The sequence below is a fragment of the Pseudidiomarina donghaiensis genome, assembly GCF_900116895.1.
GTDB lineage: Bacteria > Pseudomonadota > Gammaproteobacteria > Enterobacterales > Alteromonadaceae > Pseudidiomarina > Pseudidiomarina donghaiensis.
Map to the genome: position 1 here is coordinate 311,823 of NZ_FPCF01000001.1, position 13,719 is coordinate 325,541.

Consider the following 13,719-nt stretch of genomic DNA (forward strand, 5'->3'; position numbering starts at 1 on the left):
TCTAGCTGCTGGCAATAGCCACGCCGATTTAAAGAGTCTGTAACGAAAACTCTAAACTAAGCAAAGCCCCGCCAATCGATAGTTTCTTCCCCTTGCGGCTTTTTCGGCACGTAAATAACGTACGCAAATTGCTGCTTCAGTTGGTCGTAACCAGCTTTAATGCTGGCGATAGAGTCAGCCTTTGCTGAAGCCCCTGCTTGGCGCGAAATATCATGCGCAGCAGCATCGAAGCTATGGTACAAGCTACCGACCGCACGCTCTGGCGAATAGACATAGCTGTAAACCTGCATAGGCGCACCGTTACCCTGGTTCGCTTCATTTGCTTGTGCTGCTGTTGCACCGCTAGTAATCATGGCTGCGGCAACCAATGTAGTTAATGTTAGTACTTTCATGACAAGTTCCCCCACAGAACGGTTATCAAGATTCGTACTTATTAAGATAGTCGGAAAGTGTGAAAGGTTTATGTCGCAAATGTAACTAATGGTAAAAACGTTATTCGTTATTCGTACGTTCACTTCGTTCACTGTTTGTCCGCGCTTCGCGCTATTCGGTAAAACGAAGCACGAATAGCGAAGCGGACGAACAGCGAAGCGATCGAATAACGAATAACGAATAACGCTCCTATTCACGGTATTTATCGCAAAGATTGACGTATATATCCCTGTATGAATTTAATTCCTCACAAAAAAACCGTATAATTCGCCGCAAATTTCTAACCGCAACAGCAAAAGGGGTACCCAGTGCTGCAAGAATATCGTAAGCATGTCGAAGAGCGGGCCGCAGAAGGCATTCCGCCAAAACCACTGACAGCAGAGCAAGTTGCTGACTTAGTTGAATTACTGAAAAATCCACCAGCCGGCGAAGAAGACTTCTTGGTTGAACTTATTTCTGAGCGTGTACCGCCGGGTGTTGACGAAGCGGCTTACGTAAAAGCTGGTTTCTTGTCAGCTATCGTGAAAGGCGAAGCGACTAGCCCAATTATTAGCAAAGATGCTGCGGTATCATTGTTAGGTAACATGCACGGTGGTTATAACATCGTGACTTTGGTTGATTTGTTAGATGACGCAGAATTAGGCGAGCTAGCTGCTGCGGAATTGAAGCACACCTTGTTGATGTTCGATGCCTTCCACGATGTGGAAGAAAAAATGAAAAATGGTAACGCGTTAGCTAAAGAAGTTGTTGAGTCATGGGCTGATGCAGAATGGTTTACTAGCCGCGATGAAATGGCTGAAGCCATTCAAGCGACGGTATTTAAAGTAACCGGCGAAACCAACACTGACGATTTGTCACCAGCACCAGATGCCTGGTCACGCCCAGACATTCCATTGCACGCCAAGGCCATGTACAAAATGCCACGTGAAGGTGTAACCGACGCGGCGAAGCAAATTGAAGAATTGAAGCAAAAAGGTCACCCAGTTGCTTTCGTTGGCGACGTTGTGGGTACTGGTTCTTCGCGTAAATCAGCCACGAACTCCGTGTTGTGGTTTATTGGTGAAGACATGCCGGGTACGCCAAACAAGCGTGCTGGCGGTATCTGTATTGGCGGCAAAGTGGCGCCAATTTTCTTCAACACCATGAAAGACGCAGGCGCGTTGGTGTTTGAAGCAGACGTTGAAAAAATGAACATGGGTGACGTGATTACGATTTACCCATACGCAGGCAAAATTGAAAACGAAGCGGGCGAAGTCATTGCAGAATATGACTATGCATCGCGCGTTATTCTTGACGAAGTGCGCGCCGGTGGTCGTATCAACTTGATCATTGGTCGTGGTTTGACTGAAAAAGCTCGTGAATCATTAGGTTTAGGCCCATCAGACTTGTTCTTGAAGCCTGAGCAACCAGCAGACAGCGGTAAAGGCTTTACTTTAGCGCAGAAAATGGTTGGTAAAGCATGTGGTATGGAAGGCGTACGCCCAGGTACATACTGTGAGCCGAAAATGACCACCGTCGGTTCACAAGATACCACCGGCCCAATGACCCGTGACGAGCTGAAAGACCTAGCTTGTTTAGGCTTCACTGCCGACTTAACCATGCAGTCGTTCTGTCACACGGCGGCGTATCCGAAGCCGGTTGATATTGAAACTCAGCACACCTTGCCTGACTTCATCATGAACCGTGGCGGTGTGAGCTTGCGCCCAGGCGACGGTATCATCCACAGCTGGTTGAACCGTATGTTATTACCAGACACCGTAGGTACTGGCGGTGACTCGCACACGCGTTTCCCATTAGGTATTTCGTTCCCAGCGGGTTCAGGTTTGGTGGCTTTCGCAGCTGCAACCGGTGTTATGCCGCTTGATATGCCTGAGTCAGTATTGGTACGCTTTAAAGGTGAAATGCAGCCAGGTATCACGTTGCGTGACTTGGTACATGCAATTCCTGCGTTCGCCATTAAAGAAGGCTTGTTGACCGTTGAAAAACGCGGCAAGAAGAATATCTTCTCGGGTCGTATTCTAGAAATTGAAGGCTTAGATCACTTAACGGTTGAACAAGCGTTTGAATTGTCAGATGCCTCTGCTGAGCGCTCTGCAGCAGGTTGTACTATCAACTTGTCAGAAGAGTCAGTAGCAGAATACTTGCGTTCAAACATCACCATGTTGCGCTGGATGATCAACGAAGGCTACGGCGATGCGCGTACCCTTGAGCGTCGTGCCCGTAAAATGGAAGAGTGGTTGGCCAACCCGCAGTTAATGCGTGCAGACGCTGACGCTGAATACTCTGCCGTCATCGAAATTGACTTGGCTGACATTAAAGAGCCAATCGTTTGTTGCCCGAATGACCCAGACGACGCGAAATTCTTAAGCGAAGTAGCTGGCGACAAGGTCGACGAAGTATTCATTGGTTCGTGCATGACCAACATCGGTCACTTCCGCGCAGCTGGTAAATTGCTTGAGAAAAACACCCAAGAGCTAAACACGCGTTTGTGGATTGCGCCACCAACTAAGATGGACGAAGCGCAATTACGCGAAGAAGGTTACTACAATATTTACGCCAACAACGGCGTACGTACCGAAATGCCAGGTTGTTCACTGTGCATGGGTAACCAAGCACGCGTAGAAGCCGGTGCAACCGTATTGTCTACCTCAACGCGTAACTTCCCGAACCGTTTAGGTGACGGCGCGAATGTGTACTTAACGTCAGCGGAATTGGCTGCAGTAGGCGCTATTTTAGGTAAGCTGCCAACGCCTGCAGAGTACATGGAATACGCACAAGACATTAACGCAATGGCTGGCGAAGTTTACAAATACTTGAACTTCGATCAGATGGACGCTTTCCGCGAGGCAGAAGCCACCGCCAAAGCCAACATCATCCCAAGCATTAATCTGTAGCCCGGTGTTTTTCCGTCAGGAAATGCCGGGTGGCGCGAAGCGCCGTTAATGCCCTAAAAAAGAGCTCATTCGAGCTCTTTTTTTTTACCACCAATACTGCTAGCCTCAGCTAATAACAAAAAACAAACAACAAGGCTAATTCATGACGATCAAAAAACTATTGGTGGCAGCAGCCATTGTCGCTGTCAGCACTAGCGCTGCCGCAAACGATAGCGATAAAGTAAATTTCGAAAAAACCTATAGCGCATTTCAGCAGGCGTTAAACGAACAAGCGGAATCGTCAAAGCTGGTTGAGCTTGCGCAGCAAAGCTACCAAACTGGCGAAAAATATTTTGGCACTGGTAACATCAACACCGCCAATTTAAAAATGTCTTACCTCAACTTGGTTCCCATAGAAACCTTGCGCTCAGCTGAAGCGCAGCAATTGGCGGATAGTGCATTGGCGGCCTATCGCCAGCATTATCAAGCCGATGCTCCTGAATTAGTTGGAGCGTTGCAAATGGTGTTAAGCACTCGCGACAGCTCAAGTGACATGAATAAACTTAAAGACATTTTTTATGAGCTGATTGACGTGGCGGACGCAAACATGGCTTCGCAGCCCGAAGTCATGTTGCGTGATAAAGTTGATGCAGGTGCACAAATGCTTCGACTTGGCAGCCGTGCTAGCAGTGAGCTCGTTGAGTTTGCAGAGGCGGCCAATAAGCAGTTTGGTGGTGAGCATGAGTTGACACTATTGGCTAGCTTTCATGCTGGTCGCTACCTTGAAGCAAAAGGCGAGGTCGAGCAGGCCGTAGCAAATTTCCAAAAACTAACTGCAGTTGAAAAGGTACCGCGTAACTTAAGCTATCCCAAATATATCAGTCATGCTCGTTTGGTGAATCATCTTGAGAAACTCGGTCGTAGTGATGAAGCGACGGAACATTGCGTGGCCATAGCAAACCTTGGTTATGGTATTGGCGAAGAGCGAGAGCCGCAGCCTCTTTATCGGGTTAACCCTAAATACCCCTCATCACTAGCTAGTCTTGAACGGGGCGGTAAAGTCACCATGAAGTTCGATATTAATGCTATCGGCATGGTTGAGAACATCGAAATTATCGAATCCGATTATAAAGCGCTTGCAAATGTTTCGATAGAAGCAGTGAAGCAATGGCGTTATGCCCCATATGTCAAAGATGGCAAACCAACGGTTGCGACGGGTCGTATGGTGCAAATGGTGTTTGAAATGGAGTAATTGCCGCTTGAGCAGAGATTTTCGAGCTATCGAGAGGTCATCCCTAACCTGAAGAGAATACGGAATAAAACCAAAAGAGCGCTTTAAGCGCTCTTTTTTTGTTGGTTATTCATAGATTTACAATAAATGTTATAAATTCAACTTGCGCTAAATCAATCTTTGCATAATCTTTACATAATCGGTCAATTCTTGATCGGTTGTAAAAATAACAACAAACATCAGCTCATCGGAGAGCTCTCATGACTACAATCAAGCTTTCATTCGTCGCGTTTATTGCCTTACTTCTTAGCGCCTGTGCCATGGGCCCACAATTAGCTCAACCTTACCAATTAACTGCACCGCCGCCCATTGAAAGCAATGGTGGCCAATTTATGAGCCCATATACCTCAGATGGCGTGCTGGCAGAGTGGGTTAATAACGCCCGCAATGCGGAAATGGGCGCAGCTATTGGCGGCATGGCGGGTGCTTATGCTGGCCAAAAACTCGCAGAAAACATTCCGTTTTTTGGCGGCTTGATAGGCCAAGAAATTGGCAACACGGTAGGCCGTGAAATAGCGCTTGAAGCCGCTGGCGGCGAAGAAGTGATTCGGGGTACCTCAGATATTTCCTTTAATAGCCTCGAAGAATTGTCAGTATGGATGTATGTCACTCACTCTGCGCACCCTCACTATCAAGATGCGCTTGAGTCAGCCATGGCAATTTACCCTGAACTGAAAACCGTCTATACCCAAGCTTTGTATGCTGCGTCAGCGCGCAGCGGGTATTAAGTTCACGCCCATCAAATAACAGGTCTTTGCTATGAAATATTTTTTATTGACCGTAGCCGCAAGCACTATGTTGCTTGTCGGTTGCCAAAGCACATCCACCATAGACAATAGTGCAGGTCGCGCTACGGTTTATGAAGACACGCGCTCACCAGGGAAAGTTCAAGGTGTTGGGGTGGAGTCACAAGACATTATGGCGGTTACCGACCAAATGATGCGCGACATGTTAAGCAACCCGCAGCTCATGAATAGAGAAGTATCGCCACGCATTATTATCGACAGCCAGTATTTCACCAACGAGAGCTCCTCGCGCATTAACAAAAACATGCTGACCGACCGACTACGCATTAACCTTAACCGCGCTGCTAACGGCCGCCTAACTTTCGTTGGGCGTGAGTACGCAGATATGGTTGAAAAGGAGCGTGACTTAAAACGCATGGGCGTGGTTGACGGTGGCACTATACGTTCAACCCAAGCCACTGCCGGCGCCGACTTCCGCCTTGTTGGCCGCATCATGTCGCTAGATGCAATGGATGTGCAAAGCCAAGAACGCTCACGTTATCACCAGATAACCTTTGAGCTAGTTGACCTCGAGCTAGGAACTTATGTTTGGAGTGGCATGTATGAATTCAAGAAATCTGCACAAGACGACATCATGTATCGCTAGTGCAGTTTTGGTGTTGGCGTTGGCTGGGTGCACGAGCACTGGGCCAACGCAGTACCAACCGCTAGCATTGAATCAACAAGAACAAGATGCGATTGCCGGCCAACCAGTTTATGCACAGCCGCTGTATCGTAAGCTATTTCAAGAAGGCAAGCGCAACGAAGTACTAAATCGTATGGAAATTGGCACCGCAGCCTTTTATCGCGGTGACATTGACTTGGCCCGGGAGAATTTTGACGCTGCGCTAGAAGTAATAGAAACGGTATACGCTGACAATGAAAATGCCACTAAAGCCCGCAGTTTATGGCATGAAGAGGGCCGCAAAGACTTTAAAGGCGAGCCCTATGAGCGCGCTATGGCGTACTACTATCGCGGCCTAATTTACCTCATAGATGGCCAGTATGATAACGCACGAGCTAGCTTTGTGAGTGGTTTGATGCAGGATGCCTTCGCCGAAGAAGAACAGAATCGCAGTGACTTTGCCATGATGCTGTTACTTGCTGGTTGGTCAGCGCAAAAAATGGGTAGCCCTGTATTGGCTGAAGAAGCTTATGCGGAGCTACTGACATTACGCCCTGATTTTCCCATTCCGAGTGCCGACGACAACGTGCTGATCATTGCCGAAACGGGCTATTCGCCGCGTAAGTTAGCTGATGGAATGGGGCACTATGAGTTGGTGTTTCGTCCGGGTAAAAACTTTACCGAGAAGCAGATTAGCGTCAATACCGGTGGCCAGCAATTGTCACTTGAGCCGGTAGAAAGCGTGTATTGGCAAGCTACCTCACGTGGCGGTCGGCCGGTCGACAAAATAATTGAAGGCAAAGCATCGTTTGCTAATACCACCGGTGACTTGGGGCGTGACTTAGCGCAACTGGGTGTTACAGCTCGGGTATTTTCACCGGCGCTAGGCGGCAGTAGTGGGCAGGTAGGCAATACCTTAGCGTTAATTGGTGTTGCCAGTATGGCGTTGTCCGCCAACGTAAAACCGCGTGCGGACATTCGTTATTGGTCGCGTCTACCTGATGCAGTTCACAGCGCAACTATGCGTTCAAACCCAAGCAACGTGAGTGCTTGGCAAGCCCAATATTTCGACTTGGACGGCAACCCAGTGACCTTGAAGTCACGGGCTTTTCGCCACTACCAGGACGCCCAAGGTAATCACTTAATTTGGCACAGCTCTCGGGCTCGATAACACGAAAAGGGACCTATGATGAAAACAAAATCTGCTTTGGTGACAGCACTTGTGTTGACGTTAGCAGCCTGTGGCACCACCACACAGAACGGTTATACCGGTGCTAATCCCGTGCAGCGCACTATCACCAACGAATTGAACACCATTGTGTTTATTGACCACAACCTCAACCGCACGGACATTACCAAGACTATATTTGGTGAGAAAGTCAGTAACACCGTTAAAGTAACCCTAGACCGCAGTGGCATGAGTAACACCGCTACGGGGCAGCTTGAAGTGTGGACTATGATTCGTAATCGCACTGACTATGACTTACAAATTGAGGGCAAAGCATTGTTTTTTGATGCGAATCAAGCGCCGCTGATGGATGAGTCTATGTGGCGCCGCGTTTATGTTCCCGCCAACGGCACGGCAATTTATAAAGAAACCTCGTTGAATAGCCGCGCCGAGTACTTTTTAGTTGAACTAAGAGAAGGGCGTTAATATGAAAGCCGTTCATGTATCCACTTTATGTGCAGCCGCTACGTTGATAATAAGTAGCGTTGCACAGGCTCAGGATGCACCGGCGCAACCGATGCTGACTGACGCCTATTATGATCGCGCCCGCGCTGCTGAGCAGCAGCCCGCAAGCTTATTAACGGTTGATGAAGCCACCTTTAAGGCTGCCTACGAAAAGGCTGGGCGGCCGAAATTGGTGATGTTAGTTGGCGAACCTTTCAGCGGCATGGTGTCTGAATGGCACATGCAGCGTCGTGTCAGTGTTAACGCCCAGGCAACCGGAACCGAAGGTACTTTTGTGCCTGAGTCACAAAGCGTTCAAGTTGGTGTGGAACAGCGTGGCTATGCGCCGTCTAAACGGTCTGGCATGCTAACCAACGAGCAATGGGACGAATACCAACGCGGCTATCAAAGCATGCTCATGCGTTATGGTGTTCGCTTGGTTAACCGTGCGGTTGCTATGCGCCTGCTCGATTCAGAAATTCGTGCTGAAACCAATCGTAACCCGCAAGACGATAACCAGCGGTTAGAAATGGACATGCTACGCAAGCATACAAGCTTAATTCTTGAAGTGATGCCCTATAGTGAAGACAAGTTAAATTACGAGCCTATTGGTTACCACATCACCATGACCTCATTAAAAGATGCCACCCTATTAGCCGATGAGCGCGTGCCGATTCCTCAAGGTGCACTTGAATATCGTGCACGAGCGGGCGGCTACAACCTTGAGCGGCCGCGCCAAGTGGCTGGCGTGTCAGCGCAGTCTGGCGGCTATCAGGTGCTTGAAGAAACCCATGAAGTTTGGGCCGAGCAGGGCGCGTTAGCGGCGCAGGCGACACTGCAAATGCTTTACGACCGATATTTGTAGCGTTAGGCTCAGTGTCACAGATTGACGAGGAGTGGCTGGGCATTGAGAATACATTGTTGGTTCGCCATGATTGCCGCAGGGCTGTTGAGTTCCTGCAGCTTTCAGCCTAATAAACCGGTACTTCATGTTAGCGACGGCGTTTATTGGTCGCACCGCTACCAAAGTTATCTGGTTGTTGATGATGCGGTGGTAAGTCGTTATCAATTTACGCCAAGTAGCTGTTGGTTAGCGCCAGCTGGCTTAATGCCCAGCGTGTTTAGTACCGAGGCAAACGCAGGGCAGCATGAATGGATGGGCGCGGGTTATCAAACGCTTGTGTTTAAGCGCCTATCGGATGGCTTGCCCGTAACCTTTACCCGAGAACCACTATTGCCAAAGCTATGTGAACGTAGTGCCGAGTCAAGCGCGGTAGTGGCGGTTGATACCTTAGCAGACACCCTGCACCAGTTTCATCACGGAATTTCTCATACGGCGCTATTAAAGTGGCGTTACCAGGCAAGTGTGCTCGATAGCCAGAATCAGTCTGACCTAGCCAGCAGCTTGGGTTTGTTTGAGCTGTTGTCAGAGCTACTCGAAGACAGCAACGATGAGCATGCGTATTTATTGTCGCGCGAGCTTGAGCGCTATTATCGCGTGAATAATTTTGCGGTGGGAGAGGCGCAACGTGAGTTATCGCGGCGCGATTTGCTGCGCCAATTAACGGCGAGTGACTTGTATTCTGGCTGTGAGCAGGCGTTGTGGTGGGGGCTATTAAGCACTGGCGACTATTACCTTGGCGTATTGCGCTTACACCGCTTTACCCCCGAAGCCAGTTATAGTGAAATCGGTCAACGCTGTTTGCAGCAAGCGTTGCATTCAATTGCTGAAGACTTGCAGCGTGTAGCACAGGTAAAGGGCGCAGCACCAAAGCTGATTATTGACTTGCGTTACAACGAAGGCGGCAGTTTGTTGTTGGCAAGTCAGCTGGCGCAGAGTTTAGTGCCTAAAGATGAGCCTTTGGCAATAATTTCTGGGCACTCAGTGAATGAGCAACGGCGGCCAGACTTAAGCCGACTGCATCAACGCGGTAAGGTTTTGGTGAGCGAGGTTACAGCTAGTGCTGCAGAACATTTAGCTCATGGGTTACGGCTGCGCGGTTTTGTGCTGCAAGGGCAACATACTCGAGGGGCGTTTGCCCCTACCACAGTACGCACGCTACCAAATGGCTGGATTGTGGGTATGTCCATGTATCCGGCACATGAAGTGCTTGACGGGCTTGGCAATCCCTTGCCTGAAACCAAGGGGCTAACGCCGGACGATACTTTGCCCGTTGAGGTGTTATTTCCGCGTGGGAATGGAAGGGGCCCGCAATAGCCTGTTGGCGCAGCGCTGCGTTCAGATGATCACAGCGCTGCGCGCTACAAGTGTTACTCTGACGCGGGGCTTTGGGAGACGCTTTCATCGATCCAATGGCGCACTTCGCGCTCCAGAATATCCAGTGGAATACTACCGTTTTTGAGTACCTGGTAATGAAATTCGCGAATGTCGAAATCAGCGCCTAAGGCTTCTTCGGCTTCGGTGCGCAATTGACGAATCAGCATTTCACCGAGCTTGTACGACAGCGCTTGGCCTGGCCAAGTTATGTAACGGTCAATTTCAGTTTTCACGTTGTGCAGGCTTAATGCGGTGTTTGACGCCATAAAGTCCATTGCTTGTTCACGGCTCCAGCCCATTGCATGCATGCCGGTGTCGACCACCAAGCGAGCTGCGCGCCACATTTCGTAGCTCAATCTGCCGAAATCACTGTACGGGTCTTGGTAAAAGCCCATTTCTTTGCCGAGCCATTCAGCATACAAACCCCAACCTTCACCAAATGCAGAAATGTAGGTATAGCGGCGGTAATCTGGCAGGTCTTCAAGCTCACGCGCCAAGGCGCCTTGTAAATGGTGCCCGGGTACAGCTTCGTGCAAGGTCAAAGCTTCCATTTGGTATAGCGGGCGACGGTCAAGGGCATAGGTATTTACCCAATAGAATCCGGCGCGGTCGCTACTGTTGCTGCCTGAATAACGGCCTGTGGTGTACTTAGGTGCAATTTCGGCCGGTACTGGCGCAATGCCATAGGGTTGGCGTGGCAACAGTTTGAAGAATTTCGGTAGCTGGCCATCGGCTTGTTTTGAAATATAAGCAGCTTCTTTCAGTAGCTCTTCGGCCGTTTTCGGATAAAACTGAGGATCGGTCCGCAAGAAGTTGGTGAATTCCTCGAAACTACCTTTGAATCCTGTCTTTTCAATCACCACAGCCATTTCATTACGAATACGCTTTACTTCAGCTAAGCCTTTTTGGTGAATTTCTTCAGGCGTTAAATCTAGCGTGGTGTAGTGTTTAATGCGGTTTTGATAGAACTCACGACCATTCGGCAGCTCGCTCGCGCCAACGCTATTACGGCTATTTGGCAGATAGTTCATGACCATAAAGTCAAAGTAGTCTTGGTAGGCCGGTACCACGTCTTGGTCGATGACTTGTAACGCTTGCTGGCGCATATCTTCCCATTGTTCAGTGGTCGCGAAAATTGGTTTTGCTACTTTAAAAGGGCCAAAGAACAAACTGTCTTGTGGGTTTTGTGCAATAAATGCAGTAATACTCTCTTCAAACCCAACCATCGATGCTTTGGGCTGTGTGTAACCTTCGGCTAGGGCTTTTTCTAGCCAAGCCGTTTGTTGTGCCATATAACGTGGGATAGAACGCAAGCGCTTTAGGTAGTTATCAACGTCTTGCTGCGAACGGAAGCTGGCGTTGCGCGCCATAAAACCAAGACTCGAATGAAAACCGCCTTCTGCGTTTAATGGCATGTAATGGTCTTTAAATTTGTAGCCATCAACTTGGTTCTTTAAACCGTACGTCAGCATTCTGTGGTTAATTTGGTTCTGGGTTGATAACGCTTCAACATTTACTGCCATAAGTTCGTTTAACCATGCTTGTTGGCGCTCAAACTGTGCAGCAAGGGCTTGCGCCGACATGTCTGGCAGTTCGGCCGAACCCCAAGCACTATTTTCTTGCATGGCTTGGTAAATACGCTTGGCTAATTCGGTATAGCGAGCGTCGGCTGATTGTTTTGCACTCAAGTTTTGCTCAGCTGCAGCGGTTGCTTCCGTACTTGGTGCGGTATTTGCGCAGCCAGCCAATAACAAGGTTAGAGATGCCGCAATGAAGGTGGATTTAAAAACAGGTAAGCTTATTATCGTTGTCTTTGCCATGATGACTCCGCGCATTGGTTATAACGTTTATTTGAGCTTGCACTTTAACGATACAAGTCGCTATTTTGTGGCATGGTTTTGCAAGGTTTTTACATCACTTGATTATGTTAAACTCGTGCTAAACTCTAACGACACAAAAAGGTGTGTCCAATATATAAGCACCAAGCGCTTTGCCGACTCAAGTACAATGCGACCGATGTGTCTTATTTGACGAGGAAGTGACATAAAGGTTGTGCTGGGCAGCAGAAATTTACAAGGACCTTACGGAAATATGATGACGCAGGCACAAACGGGAATTTATGCGGAACCTAACTTGCATGGCGTTACGTTGCTACTTAACGTGATGACCGATGACGTTGAGCATGTTCGACGTAAGCTTTCGCGTGTTCCGCAGTTAATAGACGATCTTGATCAACGTTTTTCAGAGTCCATGCTCAATGGCTTTGTTGCCATTGGTAGTGACTACTGGGACGTACTCTATCCCGACAAACGTCCGCTGCAACTGTCCGGTTTTCCAGAGCTCAATGACGGCGACCGCCAAGCCCCACGCGAGTCTTCTGACCTATTATTGACGATTCGCTCAGATCGTTTTGATGTCAACTTTCAAGCAGCACGCACACTGATGGAGTGGCTTGGGCATGATGTTGAGTTGCTTGACCAAATGAACACCTTTCGTTACATGGATGGGCGAGATTTATTGGGCTTTATTGAAGCGCCAGATAACCCTCGTGGAATGCGTCGTCGCGCGGTAACAGGGGTGCAAGATGATCCAGCGTTTGTTGACGGCAGCTACGTGTTTATGCAGAAGTTTCGTTATGACTTGCGCCGTTGGGAACAGTTAAGCAGCGATATTCAAGAGCATGTGATGGGGCGTAAAAAAGTGACCGGTGAGCGCATTCCCGAGTCGGTGCTCAACATGGTGACCCATGCGCAAAAATCACGCCTTATTGATGGCAAAGAACAGCCGCTGGAGTTGCTACGACAGAATATGCCGTGGGGAAATTTGCGTGACCAAGGGCTGCTAGCCCTATATTGCACGGGGAAACCGCAGCACGTGGTGCAATGGCTGAAGAACCGCTATATCGCGGATGACCAGGGGGATTACGACCCTTTATTGGATTACATTGAAGCAGTCAGTAACGCCGCCTATTTCGCCCCTTCCATTGAGTTCTTGAAAGGGGCGTAGCCCGGCGTTTTACGCCGGGACGTGGCGCAGCCACGGTTATTGCTTCGATTAGCCGCAGCCATTGCTTCGATTAATCGCAGCCATTGCTTCGATTAGCCGCAGCCATTGAATTGGACATTCACGGTGCTGCGCACCACCCGGCGTGCAACGCCGGGCTACCGGCTTTGTTCGTCGAACAAAGCCTTCACATTCTGCAATGTGAAATCAATGTCGGAAACTTTGAGCGGGGCAATGAAAATGGTGTCATCGCCAGCGATGGTGCCTAACACACCTTCTTTTTTGCCTACCGAGTCCAGCAAACGTGCAATTAATTGCGCGGCGCCAGGTGTGGTGCGAATAATCACCATCACATCATTGTGCTGTATATCTAAAACAAGCTGCGTTAATGGCGCACGTGTGCTTGGAATACCCAATTCAGCCGGCAAACAGTACACCATTTCTTGCCGCGCATTGCGGGTGCGAACCGCACCATACTTACTTAGCAAGCGCGATACTTTGGACTGGCTAATGTTTGTAAAGCCCTGATATTTCAAGGCATCAACAATTTCACCCTGTGAGCCATAGCGTTCTTCTCGCAGAAGCGCTTTAAACGCCTCTATCATTGCTTCGGGCTTATGTTCTGACATGTTTTCGCACCTAAATTTATGCTTTTATGCAGCAAAAATGAATACGACATGATAGCGCTTCAGCACCGTTACGCAACTATTTAAAGCAAAGGCTAAACCGTTTATATGCCGCCATTTGGTTGTAATTTCGG

The 13,719-nt window shown here is 48.9% G+C and carries 12 protein-coding genes; 9 read left to right on the plus strand and 3 right to left on the minus strand.

Annotation, left to right across the window (positions count from 1 at the left end; translation table 11 throughout):
• Nucleotides 1–56: 56 nt before the first annotated feature.
• On the minus strand, nt 57–392 hold the full coding sequence (locus tag BM334_RS01500) for a hypothetical protein (RefSeq protein ID WP_055439255.1): 336 nt from the start codon (nt 390–392) through the stop codon (nt 57–59).
• 348 nt (nt 393–740) lie between these two features.
• On the opposite strand from BM334_RS01500, the gene acnB reads away from it, so the two are divergent.
• The 8 genes from acnB (at nt 741) to BM334_RS01540 (ending at nt 9,896) form a co-directional block, all read left to right on the plus strand.
• Nucleotides 741–3,326, plus strand: a complete 2,586-nt coding sequence (gene acnB / locus BM334_RS01505) for a bifunctional aconitate hydratase 2/2-methylisocitrate dehydratase (protein WP_092836929.1) — start codon at nt 741–743, stop codon at nt 3,324–3,326.
• A 142-nt stretch (nt 3,327–3,468) separates the two neighbouring features.
• Nucleotides 3,469–4,557: an energy transducer TonB gene (locus tag BM334_RS01510; protein WP_092836932.1), complete on the plus strand. Its 1,089-nt coding sequence runs from the start codon at nt 3,469–3,471 to the stop codon at nt 4,555–4,557.
• A 239-nt stretch (nt 4,558–4,796) separates the two neighbouring features.
• Nucleotides 4,797–5,324 carry a hypothetical protein gene (locus BM334_RS01515; protein WP_092836935.1) on the plus strand — a complete coding sequence of 176 codons (528 nt, stop codon included), beginning with the start codon at nt 4,797–4,799 and terminating at the stop codon, nt 5,322–5,324.
• Between the two features lie 31 nt (nt 5,325–5,355).
• The gene (locus BM334_RS01520; RefSeq protein WP_092836938.1) at nt 5,356–5,988 is read left to right on the plus strand and encodes an LpoB-related protein; all 633 of its coding nucleotides are present in this window, start codon (nt 5,356–5,358) and stop codon (nt 5,986–5,988) included.
• Nucleotides 5,945–7,177, plus strand: a complete 1,233-nt coding sequence (locus tag BM334_RS01525) for a COG3014 family protein (protein ID WP_157981849.1) — start codon at nt 5,945–5,947, stop codon at nt 7,175–7,177. Before BM334_RS01520 ends, BM334_RS01525 begins: the two co-directional genes overlap by 44 nt.
• Nucleotides 7,178–7,192: 15 nt before the next feature.
• On the plus strand, nt 7,193–7,660 hold the full coding sequence (locus BM334_RS01530; RefSeq protein WP_126801806.1) for a putative periplasmic lipoprotein: 468 nt from the start codon (nt 7,193–7,195) through the stop codon (nt 7,658–7,660).
• A 1-nt stretch (nt 7,661) separates the two neighbouring features.
• Nucleotides 7,662–8,543, plus strand: a complete 882-nt coding sequence (locus BM334_RS01535; RefSeq protein WP_092836946.1) for a hypothetical protein — start codon at nt 7,662–7,664, stop codon at nt 8,541–8,543.
• 42 nt (nt 8,544–8,585) lie between these two features.
• Nucleotides 8,586–9,896, plus strand: a complete 1,311-nt coding sequence (locus BM334_RS01540) for a S41 family peptidase (RefSeq protein ID WP_126801807.1) — start codon at nt 8,586–8,588, stop codon at nt 9,894–9,896.
• 53 nt (nt 9,897–9,949) lie between these two features.
• Here the strand turns inward: BM334_RS01540 and BM334_RS01545 are convergent, their stop codons facing one another.
• Nucleotides 9,950–11,776, minus strand: coding sequence for a DUF885 domain-containing protein (locus BM334_RS01545; RefSeq protein ID WP_092836952.1), 1,827 nt, complete (start codon nt 11,774–11,776; stop codon nt 9,950–9,952).
• A gap of 271 nt (nt 11,777–12,047) precedes the next feature.
• Between BM334_RS01545 and BM334_RS01550 the strand changes: the two genes are divergently transcribed.
• Nucleotides 12,048–12,962, plus strand: coding sequence for a Dyp-type peroxidase (locus tag BM334_RS01550; protein WP_241970882.1), 915 nt, complete (start codon nt 12,048–12,050; stop codon nt 12,960–12,962).
• A 155-nt stretch (nt 12,963–13,117) separates the two neighbouring features.
• Here the strand turns inward: BM334_RS01550 and argR are convergent, their stop codons facing one another.
• Complete coding sequence (argR, locus tag BM334_RS01555) at nt 13,118–13,588, minus strand: transcriptional regulator ArgR (RefSeq protein WP_092836958.1); 471 nt, start codon at nt 13,586–13,588, stop codon at nt 13,118–13,120.
• Between the last annotated feature and the right edge of the window lie 131 nt (nt 13,589–13,719).